Raw genomic sequence first — 21,503 nt, forward strand, 5'->3', positions numbered from 1 at the left:
TCTTCCGCTACGCCCCTGCCTCTAATGAAACAAGTTGTTAACAACGCCGGTGGCAGCTGCCCGCAGCGCCCCGGTGTGACCCGTTTCGTTATCAGTCAATCGCAAGGAGCGCATCATGACGACCACTTCTTCTGCCCGTACTCACACCATCAACCCGCTCGGCACCGATGGTTTCGAATTCGTCGAGTACACGGCGCCCGATGCCAAGGGCATTGCCGCCCTCAAGGCGCTGTTCGTCTCGCTGGGCTTTGCCGAGGTGGCCAAGCACAAACACAAGCAGTGCTGGCTCTACCGCCAGGGGGACATCAACTTCGTGGTCAATGCCGAGCCCCACTCCCAGGCCGAGCAGTTTGCCAGCCTGCACGGGCCGAGCGTCTGCGGCATGGCGTTTCGGGTGAGCGATGCCGGCAAGGCCCAGCAGTACGCCATCGCCAAGGGCGCCAAGCCGTTCGTCGGCAAGATTGGCCCCATGGAGCTCAACATCCCCGCCATCTACGGCATCGGCGAGAGCACCCTCTCCTTTGTCGACCGCTACGGCGACAAGGGCTCCATCTATGATGTGGACTTCGTCTTCTATCCGGACTGGCAGGCGCGCATGGCCGAGGTGGATGCAGGGCTCTACGAGATTGACCACCTGACCCACAACGTGCAGCGCGGCAACATGGATGTCTGGTCCAACTTCTACGAGCGGATCGGCAACTTTCGCGAAATCCGCTACTTCGACATCGAAGGCAAGCTGACCGGGCTCCATTCCCGCGCCATGACCGCCCCTTGCGGCAAAATTCGCATCCCCATCAACGAGTCCTCCGACGACAAGTCCCAGATTGAAGAGTACCTGCGCCAGTACAAGGGGGAGGGGATCCAGCACATCGCCATGGCGTCGAGCGACATCTACCACACCATCCGTACCCTGCGCGGCCGTGGTACCGGCTTCATGCCGACCCCGGACACCTACTACGAGAAGGTGGACAGCCGGGTCGAGGGTCACCAGGAGGATCTGGCGGCGCTCAAAGAGCTGCGCATTCTCATCGACGGCTCTCCCACCAAGGACGGCATCCTGCTACAGATCTTCACCGACACCGTGATCGGCCCGGTGTTCTTCGAGATCATCCAGCGCAAGGGCAACGAAGGCTTTGGTGAGGGTAACTTCCAGGCACTGTTCGAATCCATCGAGCTGGATCAGATCCGCCGCGGGGTGCTCAATGATGCGTAACGAAAGCCGCCACGTGCAGGTTGTCGGTCAGGCAAGGGAGGTTGGCAATGCGTAACTGGATTAACTTTCCCCACCGGGAGGGGACCCACTCCCGCCAGGCTCATGCCGACCTGCCCGAGCAGGCCATCTATGAGCGTGAACTGGGCCGCTCCGGCTTTTTCGGGCCGGCCACCCACATGCATCACAAGCATGCTCCCACCGACTGGATCAACTGGGAGGGGCCGCTGCGCCCGCGCCTGTTCGATCTCAACGCCTTGAGCGAGGAGGTGAGCTCCCTCTCCCCCTGGGTGATGCCGGATATTCTCAGCAACCCCCATTGCCGCTACCGCATCTGGCGCCTGCATGAGCCCATGCCGTTTCTGGTGCGCAACGCCGATGGCGACGAGCTCCTGTTCATCCACGAGGGGAGCGGCGAGTTTTACTGCGACTACGGTCACCTGACCCTGCGCGATGGCGACTACCTGGTGATCCCCCGCGGCACCATGTGGCGCATCGAGCCGACGGCCCCCCTGTTCATCCTGATGATCGAGGCGACCAACGACAGCTACCAGCTGCCGGACAAGGGGTTGGTGGGCAATCACGCCATCTTCGACCCGGCGGCGCTGGACGTGCCCGCCATCAACGAGCGCTTCCTGGCCCAGCAGGATGAGAATCCCTGGTCGCTGCAGGTGAAGCGTCACAACCAGGTCTCGGTCATCACCTGGCCGTTCAACCCGCTGGATGCGCAAGGGTGGCACGGGGACTTGTGCGTGGTGCGCCTCAACTGGCGGGACATCCGCCCGCTGATGAGCCACCGCTATCACCTGCCGCCGTCGGCTCACTCCACCTTCGTGGCGAGCCGGTTCGTGGTCTGCACCTTCGTGCCACGCCCCATCGAGAGCGATCCCGGCGCCCTCAAGGTGCCCTTCTACCACAGCAACGACGACTACGACGAGGTGCTCTTCTACCACGCCGGGGATTTCTTCAGTCGGGACAACATAGAGCGGGGCATGGTCACCTTCCATCCCGCCGGGTTTACCCACGGTCCCCATCCCAAGGCGTTTGCGGCGGGTCAGGCCTACACCAAGAAGTTCACCGACGAGGTGGCGGTGATGCTCGATACCCGAGATGCGCTCAACGTCGGCAGCCTGTGTGACGGGGTGGAGAACCCGCGTTATGTCACCAGCTGGTTGCGCCCGGAACTCACACCCGCCACCAACGGCAAATAAAAGGAATCCCTATGAAACTGGCAACCCTGAACAATGGCAAACGGGACGGCGCCCTGGTGGTGGTGAGTCGCGATCTGAGCCGCGCGGTGCGCGTGCCGCACCTTGCCGCCACCCTGCAGGCGGCCCTCGACGAGTGGGCCGAGCTTGCGCCCAAGCTGACCGCCGTCTATCAGCAGCTCAACGATGGCGCCTGCGCCGATGCCTTCCCGTTCGACGAGACGGCCTGTCTCTCCCCGCTGCCGCGCGCCTATCAGTGGGCCGACGGCAGCGCCTACGTCAACCACGTGGAGCTGGTGCGCAAGGCGCGCGGCGCCGAAATGCCAGAGAGCTTCTGGCACGATCCCCTGATGTACCAGGGAGGCTCGGACAGCTTCCTGCCGCCGCGGGGGTCCATCCCGATGGGGTCGGAGGAGTGGGGCATCGATTTCGAGTCGGAGATCGCCGTCATCACCGACGACGTGCCGATGGGCACCAGCCCGCAGGCGGCCGCCGGCCACATCAAGCTGCTGATGCTGGTCAACGACGTGAGCCTGCGCAACCTCATTCCGGGCGAGCTTGCCAAGGGCTTCGGCTTCTTCCAGTCCAAGCCCTCCAGCAGCTTCTCGCCGCTGGCCATCACCCCGGACGAGCTGGGGGATGACTGGCGCGACGGCAAGGTGCATCTGCCCCTCGAGACCCACCTCAACGGCGCCCTGTTCGGCGCTCCCGATGCCGGGGTGGACATGACCTTCAACTTTTATGAGCTGATCGCCCACGCCGCCAAGACCCGGCCGCTCGGGGCGGGCTGCATCATCGGCTCGGGGACCGTCTCCAACTACGACAGAAGCCGTGGCTCATCCTGCCTCGCCGAGCTGAGAATGCTGGAAATTATCGAGTCAGGTCAAGCCACTACACCCTTTCTGCGCTTTGGTGATACAGTGTCCATCGCGATGCAGGATCGCAACGGGATGAGTCTGTTTGGCACCATTTTGCAGCGGGTCACGCCGGCAGAGGCCAGTCAGACGAAGTGAAGGGGCCGGCATGGACACGTGGCCGACGGGTGAGCGGCAGGTGTCCATGCACCTGTCAACACAGGGACAAAGTATGTTGCAGTTGTTTGGATATTGGCGTTCATCGGCAAGTTATCGGGTGCGGATCGTGATGCAGCTCAAGGGGCTCGACTACGAGCAGCATCCGGTCAATCTGCGGCAGGGGGAGCAGCGCGAGAAGGCCTATCGCCGGCTCAATCCCCAGGGGCTGGTGCCGTTTCTGGTGGATGGCGAGGTGCAGGTGGGTCAGTCGGTGGCCATCATGGAGTACCTCGACGAAACCTACCCCGCTCACCCGCTGATGCCGTCCGCCCCCGAGGAGCGGGCCCGGGTACGCCAGATCGTCAACATGATCGCCTGCGACATCCATCCCCTCAACAACCTGCGGGTGCTCAATTACCTGGGAGAGCATCTCAGGGCGGGCAAGGAGCAGGAGGCGGCCTGGTATCGCCACTGGATTGACGAAACCTTCAGCGCGCTGGAGCAGCTGTTGATGACCACCGCCGGCATCTATTGCGTCGGCAACGAGGTGACCCTGGCGGACTGCATGCTGGTGCCCCAGGTCTACAACGCCCGCCGCTACGACATGTCGCTGGAAGACTATCCCACCATCAACCGCATCGTCGCCAACTGCGAGCAGCTGCAGGCCTTTATCAAGGCCGCCCCCGCCAATCAGCCGGATGCCCAGCCCTGAAGCTGCGCCTTCCTGCCAGGTTCCAATTATCGAGCCCCGCACCGTCAGTCGACCGTGCGGGGCTTTCATATCAGGGGCGCGCTAGCCGCGGGTGGGCTTGGGCTGGAAATAGGCGATGAACTTGCCGAATTTCTCCCCGTCGTAGCTGTCCCCCTTCTCCAGCAGCCCGGTGTTGAAGGATTCGAGCAGCTTGCCCTTGCCATCCAGCACGTAGAAGTGGGGCACCCCCAGGTACTCGGGATAATCTTTGAGGAAGGATTCGTTCTTGTTCTGCTTGCTGACGTTCACCTTGACCACCACGAAGGTGCGGTTGAACTGGCCGGCGAGTTTGGGCTCCCGGTCCAGAAAGTGGTTCATCTCCTGGCACCAGCTGCACCACTCACCACCTACCAGCAGCAGGACTTTCTTGCCCTCTGCACTGGCCTTGGCGGTGGCGGCGGCGAGATCGCGGGCCGGGTCCCGCTGCTCGTCATAGCCCTGGCTGTAGTCGGGCAGGGTCTGGCTCCAGAGGTGGTCGGCGCTGTACACCTCGCCATGAAACAGGGCGGTGCCAAGCACCAGCGGCAATAGCAGTCGGTTCATCACGTGCTCCTTGTGTTGTTGTGGTTGCTTCCAAGCCGCAACAATGTGACACGAGCGAGCCCGGCCGCCAAGGGCGAGATGGGCCCTAGTTATGCAAAAAGCGGGAATGGGTCGGCGGGAAAAAACAAAGCCCCTCGCAGGAGGGGCTTGGCATTCAGGCAAGGGAGGTCGCCGGCAGATCAGTAACCCTGCTGGTGGACATCCATCACGGCGCGACCGGAGGGGTCGGCCATCTCCTTGAACTTGGCATCCCACTCCAGCGCAGTCGGGGTGGAGCAGGCGACCGACTTGCCGTAGGGCACGGTGCGGGCGGCGGACTCCAGCGGGAAGTGCTCGTCAAAGATGGCGCGGTAGTAGTAGGCCTCCTTGGTGAGCGGGGTGTTGACGGGGAAGCGGAAGGCCGCGGCCTCGAACATCTGATCCGTCACCTCTTCCTCGACCATGGCTTTCAGGCTGTCAATCCAGGAGTAGCCTACGCCGTCGGAGAATTGCTCCTTCTGGCGCCATGCCACTTCATGGGGCAGCAGACCCTCGAACGCTTCACGCAGGATGTGCTTCTCGATCTTGCCCTTGCCGCACATCTTGTCGGCAGGTTGCAGACGCATCGCCACGTCCATGAACTCCTTGTCGAGGAAGGGCACGCGACCCTCCACCCCCCAGGCGGCCATCGACTTGTTGGCGCGCAGACAGTCATAGAGGTGCAAAGAGGCGAGCTTGCGCACGTTCTCTTCGTGGAACTCGCGGGCGTTGGGCGCCTTGTGGAAGTAGAGGTAGCCGCCGAACAGCTCGTCGGAGCCTTCGCCGGAGAGCACCATCTTGATCCCCATCGCCTTGATGTAGCGGGCCATCAGGTACATCGGCGTGGAGGCGCGGATGGTGGTGACGTCATAGGTCTCGAGGTGATAGATGACGTCCCGCAGGGCATCCAGACCTTCCTGCACGGTGAAGTGGATCTGGTGGTGGATGGTGCCCAAATGATCGGCGACCTTGCGGGCGGCGGCCAGATCCGGCGAGCCTTCCAGGCCCACGGCGAAGGAGTGCAGCTGGGGCCACCAGGCCTCGCTCTTGCCATCGTCTTCCACCCGACGGGCGGCATAGAGCTTGGTGATGGCGGAGATGACGGACGAATCCAGCCCGCCGGAGAGCAGCACGCCGTAGGGCACGTCACACATCAGCTGGCGTTTGACCGCCGCTTCCAGCGCGGCTTTGAGCTCGGCTTTGTCGCTGACGTTGTGCTCGACCGCGCCGTACTCCATCCAGTCGCGTTTGTACCACTGTTTAAGCTCGCCATCCTTGCTCCACAGGTAGTGTCCCGGCGGGAAGGTTTCGACGCTCTTGCAGACCGGTACCAGCGCCTTCATCTCGGAGGCGACGTAGAAGTTGCCGTGCTCGTCGCGACCGGTGTAGAGGGGGATGATCCCCATGTGGTCGCGACCGATGAGATACGCATCCTGCTCGGCGTCATAGAGGATGAAGGCGAAGATGCCGTTCAGGTCATCCAGGAAGGCAGGGCCCTTCTCCTTGTAGAGGGCCAGCAGCACCTCGCAGTCGGAGTGGGTCTGGAACTGGAAGTCGACCTTGAGGTTCTTCTCCAGCTCCTTGTGGTTGTAGATCTCGCCGTTGACGGCCAGCACATGGGTGCGCTCGGGGTTGTAGAGCGGCTGGGCGCCGTTGCCCGGATCGACGATGGCCAGGCGCTCGTGCACCAGAATGGCCTTGTCGGAGCTGTAGACGCCGGACCAGTCAGGACCGCGGTGACGCAATCGCTTGGACATCTCCAGCGCCGATTTGCGCAGGGCGGCCGCATCGGATTTGATGTCCAGAATGCCGAAAATAGAACACATTGGCGGTAATCCTCTTGATTTTTATATGAGCCCCCCACGTTCGGGCTCGAAATTCCATTTACATTCCTCGCCAATCACAATGCCTAGTGCAAAAACCTTTTGCAAGCGGGAAAACCGCAGAAAATCATGCCGTAAGCGTCAAGCAGGTAGGGGAGTGCGGCGACCCGTCCGGTCGCCGGAAAAAAGAGGGGAGGTTGACGTGAACGTCAGTTGGCGGGTTCGAAGATCACATAGAGCTTGCGGCAGGGGGTGAGGGTCTCCCACTCCCCGACAAAGCCGGCGGGAATGACAAACTGATCGCCGGGTTTGAGGGGCAGCCTGCCGCCCTGGCCGTCGTGGATCACCGCCTCGCCCTCCAGCAGCTGGCAATACTCGTGCTCGGTGTAGTGGATGGCCCAGCGGCCCGGCTCGCAGTGCCAGAAGCCCACGTGAAACTGCTGGCTGGGGTCTGAGTAGTGGTTCCATACCGTCTGGCGCGGATTGCCGGCGCGCAGGCGCTCGGGGGCGGGCATCAGCGGGGTGGGGGCCGCCTCGTGGCGGTCGAGCAGGATCCAGTCGTTGAGGGTCTTCATGCTGCCTCCTTGGCAAGGGATAAAAAACGGGGCCATCCAGGCCCCGAGATTGTTCGTTTTATTAAACGAGGTTGAGCATAACGTAAACGATAGTGCCCTCCTTGCCAAGGGGGCCACCGCCCCCCGTCAGCGTGGCTGCAGCCGCTTGATGACGTGGCGGGCAAAGCCGCTGCCCGCTTCATCGTAGACGTTGAACACCGCATCCACCCCTTGCTCCTTCAGGGAGGCGATGTCGTCCTCGAAGCGGACGATGGCGGCAATCTTGCCGGCAAAGCCGTGGCTGCGCAGTTTCTCGATGGCGTAGAGGTTGCCCGAGTGGTGAGGCATGGCCAGCAGCACCAGGTTGACCTGGTTGGAGAGCAGCACCTTGTCCCAGAAGTCGGTATCGGTGGCATCCCCCTCGATGACGTTCATCCCCTGGGCGCGCAGGGTGGGCAGCTTGTCGCTGTCGTTCTCCACCCCGAGGATCACGGTGCCGTACTTGTTCTCCAGCTCGAAGTAGGCGCCCTGGCCGATCCGCCCCATGCCGAGGATGATCACCTCGGCATCGCCAAGCTCGATGGGCCTGTCCTCCGGGTGCAGGGTGGTGGCCTGCATGCCGCGCAGCCAGTTGCCGAGCCGATGGTAAATGCGCTCGCTCTGGCCGTTGAGGGGGGCCGAGATCATGAAGCTGGCCGCCAGCGCCAGAGAGAGCGCGACCAGCCACTCGTGGGAGATCCAGCCCGCCTTGGCGGCGATGGCCGCGACGATGAGGCCGAACTCCGAGAAGTTGGTGAGCGCCAGGGTGGAGAGCAGGGCGGTGCGCACCCGCAGGTGGGCGCCGCTGTAGACCAGGTAGTAGAGCGCGCTCTTGAGCGGCAGGGCCAGCACCAGTGCCAGCGCCAGCAACATGGTGTCGTGGGTCGGCAGGCCGTTGAGGCCGATGGTGAGAAAGAAGCAGATAAGAAACAAGTCTTTGAGGTTGAACAGCGACTTGGCCAGCCCCGCGGAGGCGGGGTGGGAGGCGATCAGCATGCCGATGATGAGTGCCCCCAGATCCGGTTTGAGCCCCACCACCTCGAAGCCGGCGGCCCCCACCACCAGCGCCAGGAAGATCCCGAACAGCACCTGCAGCTCGCCGTGACCGGCCCGCTCCAGCAGTTTCAGCAGCAAGGGGCGCAGCAGCGGCAGCCCCAGGATCCAGAGCGCCCAGATGCTGGGCCACTCGCCGCTGGAGACCGCCAGGAAGGCCACCGCGAACAGATCCTGCATCACCAGCACGCCGATGGCGAGACGGGCATAGAGGGCGTTCATGTCGCTGCGCTCCTCCAGCACCTTGACCGCAAATACTGTACTGGAGAAGGAGAGGGCAAAGCCCAGCAGCAGCGCCAGCTTCCAGTCCAGCGACATGGCCAGCGCCAGCCCGAGCCCCTTGCACACCAGCAGCACCACGGTAAAGAGCAGGGTGGAGAGCAGCAGGTGCAAACTGGTGGTGCCCCAGACGTCGCGCCGCATCAGGATCTTGACGTTGAGCTTGAGGCCGATGGTGAACAGCAGCAGGGTGACGCCGAGATCGGCCACTTCGCTGAGGGCCGGGGTGTTGTGATAGCCCATGGCATTGAGGATGAAGCCGGCGGCCAGAAAGCCCAGCAGAGGCGGCAGGCCGATGAGGTTGACCAGCATGCCGCAGCCGAAGGCCACGGCGATAAGAATGGGTTCCATGTTGTTTCCTGCGAGGGCAGGGCCGGCCTGCCCTCTTCTCTATCCTGGGTAGCGGGTCAGACGATGTCGATGTCCACTACTGAGTCGAAGATGTGGTTCGGCCGAAACGGCATGCGGTCGATGTCGGCCACCTTGCTCACCCCGGAGAGCACCAGCACCGTCTCGAGGCCGGCCTGGAAGCCCGCCAGAATGTCGGTGCGCAGGTTGTCGCCGATGATGATGGTGTCGTCGGAGTGGGCCTCCATCCGGTTGAGCGCCGCGCGGATGATCCAGGCGCTCGGCTTGCCGACGTAGAACGGCTTCTTGCCGGTCATCCGCTCGATGGGGGCGCACAGGGCGCCGCAGGCCGGGTGCATCATGGGGCCGTGGGTATCCGGGTTGGTGGCGATGAAGCGGGCCCCCTGATCGACGAACTTGGCTCCCAGCTGCATCATGGTCCAGTTGTAGTTGCGGGTCTCGCCCACCACCACGAAGTCGGGGTCGATGTCGGTGATGGTGAAGCCGGCCTTGTAGAGTTCGTGGGTCAGCGCCCCTTCGCCGATCACATAGGCCTTCTTGCCATCCTGGCGCTTGAGAAAGTCGGCGGTACCCATGGCGGAGGTGTAGAAGCACTCCTCCGGCACCTCGATCCCGGCGGAGCGGAAGCGGTTTTGCAGATCTTTCTGGGTCTGGGCCGGGTAGTTGGTCAGAAACAGCAGCTTGCTGCCCTGCTCCAGCAGGCGGTGGACGAAACGGTCGGCGCCTGGCACCAGATCGTTGTTGTGCAGGATGACGCCGTCGATGTCGCAGATGACGCTTTTCTTCATGGGGACTCCTTGTGTAGGCGCAAGAGGCGGCGGAAAGTTGCGCCAACTCTCAAGATCTTCAAATAGTTATGTTGTTTTTGTGACGCCATTATAAGTCTGTTTGATGACAAGTCTCCCCCATAAACAGAGATAGGTGCACAATCAATTGCAGGGGAGGGAACCGCTCTGCCACTGGCGGGTCCCGCTGTCTGTGCACTGATGGAGCCGTCATCATGGATAACTTTATTGCCGGTCTGCCCAAGCTGGAGCTGCACCTCCATATCGAAGGCTCGCTCGAGCCGGAACTGATGTTTGCCCTGGGCCAGCGCAACGGCGTGGCCCTGCCCTGGCCAGACGTGGCCAGCGTGCGCGCCGCCTACGAGTTCGACTGCCTGCAATCCTTCCTCGATCTCTACTACCTGGGGGCCAGCGTACTGGTCAACGAGCAGGACTTCTTCGATCTGACCTGGGCCTATCTGGCGCGCTGCGCCGCCGACAAGGTGGTGCACGTGGAGATCTTCTTCGACCCCCAGACCCACACCGCCCGCGGCGTGCCCTTTGCCACCGTGCTGGGCGGCATCGAGCGGGCGCTGCAGCGCGGGGAGAAAGAGTTTGGCATCAGCTGGCGGCTCATCATGAGCTTCTTGCGCCACCTGAGCGAAGAGGAGGCCTTCGCCACGTTGACAGAGGCCACTCCCTTCTTGTCGCGCATTCACGGCATCGGCCTCGACTCGGGGGAGAAGGGCAATCCGCCCGGCAAGTTTGCCCGGGTCTTTGCCCGCTGCCGCGAGCTGGGGTTGCCGGTGGTGGCCCACGCCGGCGAGGAGGGGCCGGCGGACTACATCTGGCAGGCCATCCGGGAGCTGGAGGTGCGGCGCATCGATCACGGGGTACGCTGCGTCGACGATCCCGAGCTGCTGCGCTATCTGGCCGATACCCGGCTGCCGCTCACCGTCTGTCCCCTCTCCAACACCCGCCTCAAGGTGTTTGACCAGATGGCCCACCACAACGTACTGAATTTGCTGGAGCAAGGGCTGTGCGTCACCATCAACTCGGACGACCCCGCCTATTTCGGCGGCTACATGAACGCCAACTTCCACGCCCTGGCCCATGAGCTGGGGGCCAGCATGAACCAGCTCTGCCGTTTGTCACTCAATGCCGTCGAGGCGAGCTGGCTGAGCCTGGCCGACAAGGCGCGGCTGACCCGGGAGATCAGAAGCTACGCCGCCTGCTACGGGGTCAGCCTCTACTGAGCGTTGGCTCGCATGAAAAGTAAAAACGGTGCGCCCACCAGTGATGGTGGGCGCGTTTTTTATGCCTGGGCGGGTTTGATTCAGGCCGAGTGGGGCTGGGCGGCCGCCTGATAGGTCGGGTAGTCGGTCAGGCCCTTCTCGCCACCGCCGAACAGGGTGGCCGGATCGTGAGGGGCCAGCGGATAGCCGTGGCGCAGCCGCTCGGGCAGGTCTGGGTTGGCCACGAAGGGGCGACCGAAGCCTATCATGTCGGCCCAACCCGCCTCGAGCGCCGCCCGGGCACGCTCGCCGTCGTATTTGCCGGCATAGATGAGGGTGTTGGGGAAGGCATCGCGCAGCCCCTGCTTGAAGCTCTCTGCCATCAGCGGGGCGTCGTCCCAGTCCGCCTCGGCAACGTGCAGGTAGACCACGTCGAGCCGGCCCAGCAGGCGGGCGGCGGCCAGGTAGGTCTCCTGCGGATTGGCATCCACGGTGCCGTTCAAGGTGGTGAGCGGCGCGAGGCGCACCCCGACCCGGTCGGCCCCGATCTCGCTGCAGACCGCCTCGGTTACCTCTTTGAGGAAACGCAGCCGGTTCTCCAGCGAACCGCCGTAGCCGTCGGTGCGGGTATTGGACTCGGAGTCGAGGAACTGGTTGATGAGGTAGCCATTGGCGGCGTGCAGCTCGATGCCGTCAAAGCCTGCCAGCATGGCGTTGCGGGCCGCCTGGCGAAACTGCCCCACCACCTGGTCGATGTCGGCCTGGGTCATGGCGCGCGGGGTGACGGTCTCGACGAACCCGGGGGCGTCGCTGCCGTTGTCGACGAACACCTTGACCCCTTTGGCCTGAATGGCGGAGGAGGAGATGGGCTGGGCGCCGCCGAGGTTGTCAGGGTGAGTGACCCGGCCCACGTGCCAGAGCTGGGCGAACATGGTGCCGCCTTTGGCGTGCACGGCGTCGGTCACCAGCTTCCAGCCGGCCACTTGTTCGGCGCTGTGGATCCCCGGCGTCCAGGCGTAGCCCTTGCCCATGGGGTCAATCTGGGTGCCCTCGCTGATGATGAGACCGGCCCCTGCGCGCTGGGCGTAGTAGGTGGCCATCATGGCGTTGGCCACGTCACCGGGCTGGCTGGCGCGGGAGCGGGTCATGGGGGGCATGACGATGCGATTGTTGAGGTGCAGCTGGCCGAGGCGCAGGGGGCAGAACAGGTGATCGTGGTGCATGGTGAATTCCTCATGGTGATGATGGGCTCACTGTAGTGCCGGTATCCCTTGCGAAAAAGAGGGGTAATTGCAGAAAAGAATTGCGCTGATGACAGCAATGGCGACATGAGAGAGGAGAAAGGGGGGAGGATAAATAGAAAAGGGGACCGGCAAGGTCCCCTTTTGCAGCAGGGTTCACGAGATGGCGTCAGGCCGCCAGCGGCATGACGCGCACCCGCTCGATGCGCCGCTCGCTCACCTCGACTACCTCGAAGCAGAGCTGCTGCAGTTGCAGCTGCTGGCCCGGGGCGGGCAGGGTGCCGAAGTGGGAGAGCAGCATGCCGGCGAGGGTCACGTATTCGTCGCTCTCGCTCACCAGCCCTTCGTGCTCCAGCACCTGCTCCACGTGGTGGATGTTGGTGCTGCCGTTGATGAGCCAGCCTTCCCCGTCGCGGACCATGTCCGGTGTCTCATCTTCATCCGGCAGCTCGCCGACGATGGCCTCCAGCAGGTCGTGGGTGGTCACCAGCCCCTGGATGATGCCGAACTCGTCGGCCACCAGGATGAGGCTGCCCTTGGCCTGGCGCAGCTCCGCCAGCAACCTGATCACGTTGATGGTCTGCGGCACGATAATGGGGTCGTTCTGTTTGGCCAGTGCGCTTAGGGACTGCCCCTCGTTGAGGGCAAACAACAGGTCGCGCGCCTTGACCACCCCGATCACCTCGTCCAGATCGCCGTCACAGACCGGGAACAGGCTGTGGGGCTCCTGCTTCAGCAGGGCGCGGATCTCGTCATCGGTGTCGTTGACGTCGATCCAGGCCATCTCGGAGCGCGGGGTCATGATGGTACGGATGGAGCGATCGGCCAGCGACAGCACCCCGGTCACCATGTAGCGCTCCTCCTCGCCAAAGCTCACCGGCTCGGCGGCGGGGGCGTCCAGATCGTCGTCCGGTTTGTCCTGATACGCCTTGCTGCCCATCAGCTTGAAGATGGCGGCGGTGGTGCGCTCGCGCAAGGGCAGCTTGGCCTCGTGGCGCTCGGCACTGCGCTGGGAGAGCTGGTTGAAGAACTCGATCAGCACCGAGAAGCCGATGGCCGCATAGAGGTAGCCCTTCGGAATATGGAAACCGAACCCTTCCGCCACCAAGCTGAAGCCGATCATCAACAGGAAGCTCAGACAGAGCACCACCACTGTGGGGTGGGCGTTGACGAAGCGGGTCAGCGGCTTGGAGGCGAGCACCATCACCACCATGGCGATGGTCACGGCCGCCATCATGACGCCGAGCTGTTCCACCATGCCGACGGCGGTGATGATGGAGTCCAGCGAGAAGATGGCATCCAGCACCAGGATCTGGGTGATCACCACGCCGAAGCTGGCATAGACGCCGACCGGCCCCTCTTCGGGCGGCTTGGCCTCCAGCCGCTCGTGCAGCTCGGAGGTGGCCTTGAACAGCAGGAACAGGCCGCCCCCCATCAGGATCAGGTCCCGCCCGGAGAAGGGGTGATCCCAGATGTGCAGGATGGGGGTGGTCAGGGTGACCAGCCAGGACATGACGCTCAGGAGCCCCAGGCGCATCAACAGGGCCAGCGACAGGCCGATGATGCGGGCCTTGTCCCGCTGGGCGGGGGGCAGTTTTTTCACCAGGATGGCGATGAAGACCAGGTTGTCGATCCCGAGCACGATTTCCAGAACGATCAGGGTAAACAGACCGATCCAGATGTGGGGATCCAGCAGCAATTCCATGTAGTGACCTCAATAAAAACAGACAGAGCAAAGAGTGATCACGGCGCACGACGGCCGTAGTGACAGCAAGGCTATGACGTTATTCAGAGGCGCTGATTAAGCAGATAAAGATAGGTTTTGACGGGAAGAAACGAAGGGCAACTTCGGGGATTGTCCATGATGGGCAATAAAACCTCGGGTTAAAAGTGAGCCCTGATGATAGCGGTTGGCGCCGTTTTGGCAAGAGGGAAGCCATGAAGATGTGATGACTGGGGGAGGCGGCGGCTGGCCTCCCCCAAGCGGTAGTTCAAGCGGCGGTTACAGCCAGCGCTTTTCGCGGGTGAAGCAGACCGACAACCAGGCGTCCCCCAGGGTATCGCCGAGGCGAGACCAGAGCTCCTGGCGCAGGGCATCCTGGCGCTCGACGGGCCACTCCTGGCCGGGTGCTACCAGAATGTTGAGTTCGAGATCGAAGCGGCGACCGCTTTTCGCCAGATGGCTGTAGCACTCGATGCCATGGCGCAGGCGCAGGGCCTCGACTTCGCTTGCCACCAGCCGGGAGACATCCCCCTTGGGGGCGATCTTCAGCACTTCTCGCAGGTTGCGACCGAGCACCTTGATGGGGATGAGGGTGGCGCACAGGGCCAGCAGGGAGACCAGCACCGGGTCTATGTAGCGGTTGTAGTGGCCGTAGCCGATGGCATCGAGGCCGATGGCGACCACGAAGCCGATGAGCAGGGTGGTGCTGAGCAGGGTGTCCACCAGCCACTCCTTGGAGTCAACCCGCACCAGCTCGGAGTTGACCCGCTCGGCCACGTCGGCCTCGACCCGGTAGATGATGCCGCAGAAGAAGGTGGAGACGACGGCATAGATGAGGGCGTGGCCGAGATCGATCTCCCGTCCGCCCGCCAGCAGGGTGGTGAGGCCGTTGTAGAGTGCCGCCAGACAGAGCAGCAGAATGATGGTGCCGTTGATGACGTTGGCGATGGGCTCGAAGTGGGCGTAGCCGTATTGAAAGCGGGCGTCGGAGGGGCGGGTAACCAGGTAGGCGGTGATGAGCCCCAGGCCCGTCATGCCCATGCTGAACAGGGTGAAGATGCCGTCCAGCATGATGGCGTTGGAACCGACAAACAGGCCATAGCCGATCCCGAAAATGGCAAAGGTGATGCAACCAAACAGCGACAGGGTCAGCGCCTGTTTTTCGGTGCGAATAAGCGTACTGATAACATGGCTGTAATGAGCCATAAAAGTCCTCCTTTCAAATGGTGAAGATTGCGCGCGCAAGCGGTTTTCTAGCTGATATACTGCCCGCTCACATGTGAGCGGACTGGTTCGGGGGCCCGCGAAGAGGCTGGCCCGAACGGTCGTTGTCGCCGGAGTTCCGGCATCAAGCAAAGGAAGGGAACAAGGATTCATGATCCCGAGACTCGATTACCAGGACAGTTTGTCACCTACAACCCTGCAGTTTCTTGAGTTGCTGGCGCGATCAGCATTTCGTGGTGATATCGAAAAGTCTTATGCAAGCCGGTTGGCGATGGCGACGGATAACAGCGTCTATCAGGTAGTACCTCAGGCGGTTCTCTATCCGCGCAATGCGGACGATATTGCGGTGATGCTCAAGCTGGCCCAGGGGCCCGAGTACGCGACCTTGAGTTTCTTCCCTCGCGGCGGCGGTACCGGCACCAATGGTCAATCCTTGGGCGGCGGCATTATCGTCGATCTCTCGCGCCATATGAACCAGATCATGGAAATTAATCTGGAAGAGGGTTGGGTGCGCGCCCAGGCCGGGGTGGTCAAAGACCAGCTCAACGCCTATTTGAAGCCCCATGGCTGCTTCTTCTCGCCGGATCTCTCCACTTCCAACCGAGCCACCTTGGGCGGCATGGTCAACACCGACGCCTCTGGGCAGGGCTCCTTGGTGTACGGCAAGACCTCGGATCACGTGCTTGGCCTCAAAGCCGTGCTGGAAAACGGCGATCTCATGGCCACCGAACCGGTGACCGGTCAGCGACTGGCCGACAAGCTGGCGCTGGAGAGTCGTGAAGGGGAGATCTATCGCACCCTCTATCGCATCGGTAAGGAGCGGCGCGCCGACATCGAGGCCACCTTCCCCAAACTCAACCGCTTTCTGACCGGATACGATCTCAAGCACCTCTATATCCCGGAGAGTGACACCCTGGACGTGAGCCGCGTATTGTGCGGCTCGGAAGGCTCCTTGGGCTTCATCACCGAAGCCAGGCTCAACATCACCCCCATCCCGCGCTACCGGACCCTGGTCAACGTCAAGTACGACAGCTTCCCCTCGGCCCTGCGCAACGCCCCCTTTATGGTGGAGGCGCACGCCCTGTCGGTGGAGACGGTGGACTCCCGGGTGCTGGGGCTGGCCCGCGCCGACATCATCTGGCACTCGGTGAAGGATCTCATCCAGGACGTACCCGGCAAGGATCTGCAGGGGCTCAACATCGTCGAGTTTGCCGACACCGACGAGGATGCGCACAAGGCCAAGGTAGCCGAGCTGTGCCGGCGCATCGACGGCCTGCTGGCGCGCGGTGAGGCCGGGGTCATCGGCTATCAGGTGTGCGACCACCTGCCGAGCATCGAGACCATCTACGGCATGCGCAAGAAGTCGGTGGGGCTGCTCGGCAACGCCGAGGGGCGCAAGAAGCCGGTGGCCTTCACCGAAGACACCGCCGTGCCGCCGGAATCCCTGGCGGACTTCATCATGGAGTTTCGTGCCCTGCTGGACGCCCATGGCCTTGACTACGGCATGTTCGGCCACGTCGATGCCGGGGTGCTGCACGTGCGCCCGGCGCTCGATCTGTGCGACCCGGAGCAGGAGGTGCTGCTGCGGCGCATCTCGGATCAGGTGGTGGCGCTCACCGCCAAATATGGCGGCCTGATGTGGGGGGAGCACGGCAAGGGCTTTCGCTCCGAATACAGCCCCGCCTTCTTCGGCGAGCTGTGGGAGGAGTTGCAACGGGTCAAGGGGGCGTTCGACCCGGCGAATCGCATCAACCCGGGCAAGATCTGCATGCCTTATGGCAGTGGTGCCGAGCTTGTCTCGGTGGATGGGCCCAAGCGCGGCAAGTTTGACCGCCAGATCCCGCTGGCGGTGCGCACCAGCTATACCCGGGCGCTGGATTGCAACGGCAACGGTCTGTGCTTTACCTTCGAGACCGACTCCCCCATGTGCCCCTCGGTCAAGATCAGCCGCGATCGCCGCCACTCCCCCAAGGGGCGGGCCGGTCTGATGCGCGAATGGCTGCGCCAGCTGGCGGAGCAGGGTTTCGACCCTCTTGCCGAAGAGGTGGCGCTGCAAAGCGGCGGTCTGCGCTTCAAGCAGATTGTCGACAAGTTCCGCAATACAGTGGCCCGCGCCCGGGGCCAGTATGACTTCTCCCACGAGGTGATGGAGGCGATGGAGGGGTGCCTCGCGTGCAAGGCGTGCACCAGTCAGTGCCCCATCAAGGTGGATGTACCCACCTTCCGCGCCCGTTTCATGCAGCTCTATCACAGCCGTTATCTGCGCGGCCCCAAGGATTACTTCGTCGGCACGGTGGAGAGCTACGCCCCCCTGCTGGCCAAGGCGCCGAAACTGGTCAACTTCTTCCTCGAGAAAGAGTGGGCCCAGAAGGCGACCGAGAAGAGCATCGGCATGGTGGACGTGCCGCTATTGAGCGTACCGACCCTGGCCGAGGAGCTGCGCGACCATCGCGCCCGCTATTTCGACCTGCCGGGCCTCGAGGCCATGAGCCCAGAGCAGCGTCAAAAAGTGGTGCTGATCGTGCAGGATCCCTTCACCAGCTACTACGACGCCCCCGTGGTGCGCGATCTGGTGAAACTGGCCAGCAAGCTCGGCCTGCAGCCCTATTTGTTGCCGTTCAAGCCCAACGGCAAACCCCAGCACGTGAAGGGTTTCCTGCGCGCCTTCGCCCGTACCGCAGCCAGCAGCGCCCAGTTTCTCAACAAGGTGGCGACGCTTGGCATCCCTATGGTGGGGGTCGATCCCTCCCTGGTGCTCTGCTATCGGGATGAATACGTGAAGGCACTCGGCCCCGCTCGCGGCGACTTCCAGGTGATGTTGCCCCAGGAGTGGTTGCTCTCCCTGCCGGCCGAGGCGCTACCGGTGCGGGAAGAGGCGGGCCGCGAACCCTGGTATCTGTTCGCTCACTGCACCGAGAAGACCGCCAAGCCCACCACCCACGGTGACTGGAGCACCCTGTTCCGCCGTTTCGGTGCCACGCTGCAGCCGGTCTCGGTGGGCTGCTGCGGCATGGCCGGTACCTATGGCCACGACGCTAAACAGGTGGAGAACTCCAAAGGCATCTATGGCCTGAGCTGGGCCGAGCCGCTGGCGCGCCTGCCCAAGGATCGCTGCCTGGCCACCGGTTATTCGTGCCGCAGCCAGGTCAAGCGGATGGAGGGGGAGAAACTCAAGCACCCGTTGCAGGCCCTGCTGGAACTGCTCTGATGCTGACCCTGCCCAAGCGGTTTCGGGTGCCGCAAGCCTATCGGCACCCGCACTTCCTGCTGCTGCCGGTCAGCCCGGCCCAGGCGGTGGTGGAGTTCGTCGCCATGCTGCGCGAGCGCGAGCTGCTTCATCAGCTGTTTCGCCCGGACGATGTGTGGCCCTCCGCCAATTTCAGCCTGAGCCAGCACGAGGCCGATCTGGAGTGGCAGCGCTCCGAATTTCTGGCCAAACGCTCCTTTGCCTATGGCCTCTGGAGCCCGGCGCGGGAACCCGAGTTCTGGGGCGGGGTTTACCTCTACCCCTCGGTGCTGCCGGAGGTGGCGGTGGAGCTCTTCTTCTGGAAGGTGGCTGAGGCGCCGCTCACCGATGTCGAACTGGAGGCCGAACTGCGCGCCTGGCTTGGCAAGGTGTGGCAATGGCCCGCGCCGAGCCTGCCGGGGCGGGACGTCCCCTGGGCCGAATGGCCCGGGGTGACCTACCCCTGGTGACAGGGCCTGGCCAGCCGGCCAGCCCTGAAGATGCCCCCTCAAGCGGGGCATCTTTTTTTCTGCGCCATTTTCGCCGACACTGCTGGTTTGTCGCTACGGCGCAGCGATAACCCATTGATCACAGAAGGAGTCAGCTCGTCATGAGTCAAGATAACGCCCCCATCTGGCGCAAGCCCATGAGCCTTGAGGGGCTCAACGCCAGCTCCCGCAATACCCTGATGGCCCACCTCGACATCGTCTACACCGCCTTTGGCCCTGACTGGCTGGAGGCCACCATGCCGGTGGATCACCGCACCCATCAGCCGCTCGGCATGCTGCACGGCGGCGCCTCCGTGGTGCTGGCGGAGACGCTGGGATCACTTGCGGCCAACATGGCGGTCGGGGCGGACAGTTATTGCGTGGGACTGGAGGTCAATGCCAACCACTTGAGGGCCAAGCGGGAAGGGGTGGTGACGGGGCGCTGCGTGCCGTTGCATCTGGGGGCGACCACTCAGGTGTGGCAGATAGAAATTCGCGATGAACGTGGTCGTTTATTGTGCACCAGCCGGTTGACCATGGCGGTGCTCAAGCACAAGCGGGACAAGGACTCTGGCGAAGCGTGATCCGCAATCACGCACCATGAGTGAAAAATAAGCAAGCCATAGTCGTCAGATCCCTCTATAATTGCCAACGTCTTGAGAGGCCTATCACATTTTTCAAGACAGCAGAACAAAGTGGCGCTATAATCGCCGCCTTTTTGCTATTCCGCGGTGTTAGCCGCCTGCCTTAATCTGGAAGAATCTATGTCTGATACCGAACAACTGCCCCTTTTTAGTGAGCTTGGACTGGCCGCGCCTGTACTGAAAGCGCTGCAGGACGTGGGCTATGAGCGCCCGTCCCCCATCCAGGCCGCAGCAATTCCCCACCTGATGGCGGGCCACGATCTGCTGGGGCAGGCGCAAACCGGTACAGGGAAGACCGCTGCTTTTGCCTTGCCTCTGTTGTCTCGTCTGGAAGCTGGTAACCGCAACACCCAGATCCTGGTGCTGGCGCCTACCCGCGAACTGGCCCTGCAGGTGGCTGAAGCGTGCCAACGCTATGCCCACCACATGCCTGATTTCCACGTGCTGCCCATCTACGGCGGCGCCTCCTACGAAACCCAGACCCGCGCCCTGCGTCGCGGTGCTCAGGTTGTCGTGGGTACTCCGGGCCGTGTGATGGACCTGATCCGTCGCAAGAACCTGGACCTCTCCGGTCTGAAAGCCCTGGTGCTGGACGAAGCGGACGAAATGCTGCGCATGGGCTTCATCGACGACGTGGACTGGATCATGGATCAGTGCCCGGCCGGTCGTCAGGTTGCCCTGTTTTCTGCCACCATGCCGGAGCAGATCCGTCGCGTGGCCCAGAAGCACCTGAAGCAGCCCAAAGAGATCAAGATCGCCTCCAAGACTGCTACCGCCACCACCATTCGCCAGCGCTACTGGCAGGTGACCGGTCTGCACAAGCTGGACGCCATGACCCGTCTGCTGGAAGTGGAACCCTACGAAGCCCTGCTGGTGTTCGTGCGTACCAAGAACGCCGCCGAAGAGCTGGCCGGCAAGCTGGCTGCTCGTGGCCACGCCTGTGAAGCGCTGCATGGTGACATCCCGCAGAAGCTGCGTGAGCGTACCGTCGACAAGCTGCGTCAGGGCCAGCTGGACATCCTGATCGCCACCGACGTGGTTGCTCGTGGTCTGGACGTTGAGCGCATCACCCACGTAGTGAACTACGACATTCCGTACGACACCGAATCCTATGTTCACCGTATCGGCCGTACCGGCCGTGCCGGTCGCAAGGGCGAGGCCATCCTGTTCGTGGCACCGCGCGAGCGCCGCATGCTGCGCGCCATCGAGCACGCAACCCGTCAGGCCATCGAGCCGATGAAGATGCCGAGCACCGAGGACATCAACCAGCACCGTCTGGCCAAGTTCAAGGAGCGCATCCGCGAAACCATGATGGGCGAAGAGCTCGAGATCTACGTGAACCTGGTGAACGAGCTGATCGAAGAAGATTCTGCCGATCCGCTGGAGCTGGCTGCTGCACTGGCCAAGCTGGTACAGGGTGATCAGCCGCTGCTGCTGGATGACTCCATCCCGGATCCGCTGTTCAGCAACAACAACGATCGCGGTGGTTTCGAGCGTCGTGAGTTCAACGACCGCGGCGGTCGTGACTTCGGTGACCGTGGCGATCGCCCGGCCCGTCGCATGCCGTCTCTTGAGCCGCGTCCGCTCAAAGACAACCCGGACGTAGAGATGGAGCGCTATCGCGTAGACGTGGGTGCTCATCACGGCGTCAAGCCGGGCCAGATCGTAGGCGCCATCGCCAACGAAGCGAACATCGAGAGCCGTTTCATCGGCAACATCGACATCGCTGACGACTTCTCCACTGTCGATCTGCCGAAGGGCATCAGCCCTGACGTGCTGGAAGTGATCAAGAAGGCCCGTGTCTGCCAGCGTCCGCTGCAGATCAGCCGCTACACCGAGGTGCCGGCCGGTGGCAACACCAGCAGCCGTCCGCCGCGCGGTGATCGTCCGTTCCGTGGCGACCGTCCTTTCAACAAGGATCGCCGTCCGCAGGGTGACCGTCCCTTCAACAAGGATCGCCGTGAAGGCGGTTTCGACAAGGGTCGCAAGTTCGGTGGCAAGCGCCGCGACAGCTAAGCTCTGATTGTTATCTAAAAAGGCCGCTCATCGAGCGGCCTTTTTGTTGCCTGTGGTTTACCCATGCTGTGCTGGTGGGGCT

At 63.0% G+C, this 21,503-nt stretch carries 17 protein-coding genes; 9 read left to right on the top strand and 8 right to left on the bottom strand.

Annotated features, from left to right (window positions below):
- The first annotated feature begins 115 nt into the window (after positions 1-115).
- The 4 genes from hppD (at position 116) to maiA (ending at position 4,143) form a co-directional block, all read left to right on the top strand.
- On the top strand, positions 116-1,213 hold the full coding sequence (gene hppD / locus AB5Y94_RS19580; RefSeq protein WP_005302356.1) for a 4-hydroxyphenylpyruvate dioxygenase: 1,098 nt from the start codon (positions 116-118) through the stop codon (positions 1,211-1,213).
- Positions 1,214-1,260: 47 nt separating this feature from the next.
- Positions 1,261-2,421: a homogentisate 1,2-dioxygenase gene (locus AB5Y94_RS19585; RefSeq protein WP_054544655.1), complete on the top strand. Its 1,161-nt coding sequence runs from the start codon at positions 1,261-1,263 to the stop codon at positions 2,419-2,421.
- An 11-nt stretch (positions 2,422-2,432) separates the two neighbouring features.
- A complete protein-coding gene (locus AB5Y94_RS19590) occupies positions 2,433-3,431 on the top strand; it encodes a fumarylacetoacetate hydrolase family protein (protein WP_054544656.1) in 999 nt (332 codons plus the stop codon).
- Positions 3,432-3,504: 73 nt separating this feature from the next.
- Positions 3,505-4,143 carry a maleylacetoacetate isomerase gene (maiA, locus tag AB5Y94_RS19595; RefSeq protein ID WP_041203201.1) on the top strand — a complete coding sequence of 213 codons (639 nt, stop codon included), beginning with the start codon at positions 3,505-3,507 and terminating at the stop codon, positions 4,141-4,143.
- A gap of 81 nt (positions 4,144-4,224) precedes the next feature.
- Here maiA and AB5Y94_RS19600 read toward each other — a convergent pair whose 3' ends face one another.
- The 5 genes from AB5Y94_RS19600 to AB5Y94_RS19620 form a co-directional block, all read right to left on the bottom strand.
- Entirely contained in the window at positions 4,225-4,725 is a 501-nt protein-coding gene (locus tag AB5Y94_RS19600; RefSeq protein ID WP_368206362.1) for a thioredoxin family protein, read from the bottom strand.
- 179 nt (positions 4,726-4,904) lie between these two features.
- Positions 4,905-6,569, bottom strand: a complete 1,665-nt coding sequence (gene asnB / locus AB5Y94_RS19605) for an asparagine synthase B (protein WP_368206363.1) — start codon at positions 6,567-6,569, stop codon at positions 4,905-4,907.
- A 206-nt stretch (positions 6,570-6,775) separates the two neighbouring features.
- Positions 6,776-7,141: a cupin domain-containing protein gene (locus AB5Y94_RS19610; protein WP_226008679.1), complete on the bottom strand. Its 366-nt coding sequence runs from the start codon at positions 7,139-7,141 to the stop codon at positions 6,776-6,778.
- Positions 7,142-7,267: 126 nt separating this feature from the next.
- A complete protein-coding gene (locus AB5Y94_RS19615; RefSeq protein WP_010633618.1) occupies positions 7,268-8,842 on the bottom strand; it encodes a cation:proton antiporter family protein in 1,575 nt (524 codons plus the stop codon).
- Positions 8,843-8,898: 56 nt separating this feature from the next.
- Positions 8,899-9,648, bottom strand: coding sequence for an HAD-IIA family hydrolase (locus AB5Y94_RS19620; protein WP_005302324.1), 750 nt, complete (start codon positions 9,646-9,648; stop codon positions 8,899-8,901).
- A 212-nt stretch (positions 9,649-9,860) separates the two neighbouring features.
- Here AB5Y94_RS19620 and AB5Y94_RS19625 point away from each other — a divergent pair, with 212 nt between their 5' ends.
- Positions 9,861-10,880, top strand: coding sequence for an adenosine deaminase (locus tag AB5Y94_RS19625; protein ID WP_368206364.1), 1,020 nt, complete (start codon positions 9,861-9,863; stop codon positions 10,878-10,880).
- 80 nt (positions 10,881-10,960) lie between these two features.
- Here the strand turns inward: AB5Y94_RS19625 and AB5Y94_RS19630 are convergent, their stop codons facing one another.
- The 3 genes from AB5Y94_RS19630 to AB5Y94_RS19640 form a co-directional block, all read right to left on the bottom strand.
- Positions 10,961-12,082 carry an alkene reductase gene (locus AB5Y94_RS19630; RefSeq protein ID WP_279484176.1) on the bottom strand — a complete coding sequence of 374 codons (1,122 nt, stop codon included), beginning with the start codon at positions 12,080-12,082 and terminating at the stop codon, positions 10,961-10,963.
- 187 nt (positions 12,083-12,269) lie between these two features.
- Positions 12,270-13,805 (bottom strand): TerC family protein, encoded by a 1,536-nt coding sequence (locus AB5Y94_RS19635; RefSeq protein WP_368206365.1) that lies wholly within the window; start codon positions 13,803-13,805, stop codon positions 12,270-12,272.
- A gap of 297 nt (positions 13,806-14,102) precedes the next feature.
- Positions 14,103-15,029 carry a cation diffusion facilitator family transporter gene (locus AB5Y94_RS19640; RefSeq protein ID WP_011706465.1) on the bottom strand — a complete coding sequence of 309 codons (927 nt, stop codon included), beginning with the start codon at positions 15,027-15,029 and terminating at the stop codon, positions 14,103-14,105.
- 169 nt (positions 15,030-15,198) lie between these two features.
- On the opposite strand from AB5Y94_RS19640, the gene AB5Y94_RS19645 reads away from it, so the two are divergent.
- The 4 genes from AB5Y94_RS19645 to AB5Y94_RS19660 all read left to right on the top strand — a co-directional run bounded on the left by AB5Y94_RS19645 (position 15,199) and on the right by AB5Y94_RS19660 (position 21,421).
- Positions 15,199-18,255 (top strand): FAD-binding and (Fe-S)-binding domain-containing protein, encoded by a 3,057-nt coding sequence (locus AB5Y94_RS19645; protein ID WP_368206366.1) that lies wholly within the window; start codon positions 15,199-15,201, stop codon positions 18,253-18,255.
- Complete coding sequence (locus tag AB5Y94_RS19650) at positions 18,255-18,743, top strand: hypothetical protein (RefSeq protein WP_324039423.1); 489 nt, start codon at positions 18,255-18,257, stop codon at positions 18,741-18,743. The genes AB5Y94_RS19645 and AB5Y94_RS19650 overlap by 1 nt, the downstream gene beginning before the upstream one ends.
- 140 nt (positions 18,744-18,883) lie before the next feature.
- Entirely contained in the window at positions 18,884-19,345 is a 462-nt protein-coding gene (locus AB5Y94_RS19655) for a hotdog fold thioesterase (protein WP_195879251.1), read from the top strand.
- Positions 19,346-19,525: 180 nt separating this feature from the next.
- Positions 19,526-21,421, top strand: coding sequence for a DEAD/DEAH box helicase (locus AB5Y94_RS19660; protein ID WP_005302298.1), 1,896 nt, complete (start codon positions 19,526-19,528; stop codon positions 21,419-21,421).
- Positions 21,422-21,503 lie beyond the last annotated feature (82 nt).

It is taken from the genome of Aeromonas sp. s5, from assembly GCF_040907865.1.
Classification (GTDB): Bacteria; Pseudomonadota; Gammaproteobacteria; order Enterobacterales; family Aeromonadaceae; genus Aeromonas; species Aeromonas dhakensis.

Excerpts from the sequence above, each read along its gene's own strand:
- hppD (WP_005302356.1), top strand. The coding sequence starts at position 116 with ATGACGACCACTTCTTCTGCCCGTACTCACACCATCAACCCGCTCGGC.
- AB5Y94_RS19585 (WP_054544655.1), top strand. The coding sequence starts at position 1,261 with ATGCGTAACTGGATTAACTTTCCCCACCGGGAGGGGACCCACTCCCGC.
- AB5Y94_RS19590 (WP_054544656.1), top strand. The coding sequence starts at position 2,433 with ATGAAACTGGCAACCCTGAACAATGGCAAACGGGACGGCGCCCTGGTG.
- maiA (WP_041203201.1), top strand. The coding sequence starts at position 3,505 with ATGTTGCAGTTGTTTGGATATTGGCGTTCATCGGCAAGTTATCGGGTG.
- AB5Y94_RS19600 (WP_368206362.1), bottom strand. The coding sequence starts at position 4,725 with ATGAACCGACTGCTATTGCCGCTGGTGCTTGGCACCGCCCTGTTTCAT.
- asnB (WP_368206363.1), bottom strand. The coding sequence starts at position 6,569 with ATGTGTTCTATTTTCGGCATTCTGGACATCAAATCCGATGCGGCCGCC.
- AB5Y94_RS19610 (WP_226008679.1), bottom strand. The coding sequence starts at position 7,141 with ATGAAGACCCTCAACGACTGGATCCTGCTCGACCGCCACGAGGCGGCC.
- AB5Y94_RS19615 (WP_010633618.1), bottom strand. The coding sequence starts at position 8,842 with ATGGAACCCATTCTTATCGCCGTGGCCTTCGGCTGCGGCATGCTGGTC.
- AB5Y94_RS19620 (WP_005302324.1), bottom strand. The coding sequence starts at position 9,648 with ATGAAGAAAAGCGTCATCTGCGACATCGACGGCGTCATCCTGCACAAC.
- AB5Y94_RS19625 (WP_368206364.1), top strand. The coding sequence starts at position 9,861 with ATGGATAACTTTATTGCCGGTCTGCCCAAGCTGGAGCTGCACCTCCAT.
- AB5Y94_RS19630 (WP_279484176.1), bottom strand. The coding sequence starts at position 12,082 with ATGCACCACGATCACCTGTTCTGCCCCCTGCGCCTCGGCCAGCTGCAC.
- AB5Y94_RS19635 (WP_368206365.1), bottom strand. The coding sequence starts at position 13,805 with ATGGAATTGCTGCTGGATCCCCACATCTGGATCGGTCTGTTTACCCTG.
- AB5Y94_RS19640 (WP_011706465.1), bottom strand. The coding sequence starts at position 15,029 with ATGGCTCATTACAGCCATGTTATCAGTACGCTTATTCGCACCGAAAAA.
- AB5Y94_RS19645 (WP_368206366.1), top strand. The coding sequence starts at position 15,199 with ATGATCCCGAGACTCGATTACCAGGACAGTTTGTCACCTACAACCCTG.
- AB5Y94_RS19650 (WP_324039423.1), top strand. The coding sequence starts at position 18,255 with ATGCTGACCCTGCCCAAGCGGTTTCGGGTGCCGCAAGCCTATCGGCAC.
- AB5Y94_RS19655 (WP_195879251.1), top strand. The coding sequence starts at position 18,884 with ATGAGTCAAGATAACGCCCCCATCTGGCGCAAGCCCATGAGCCTTGAG.
- AB5Y94_RS19660 (WP_005302298.1), top strand. The coding sequence starts at position 19,526 with ATGTCTGATACCGAACAACTGCCCCTTTTTAGTGAGCTTGGACTGGCC.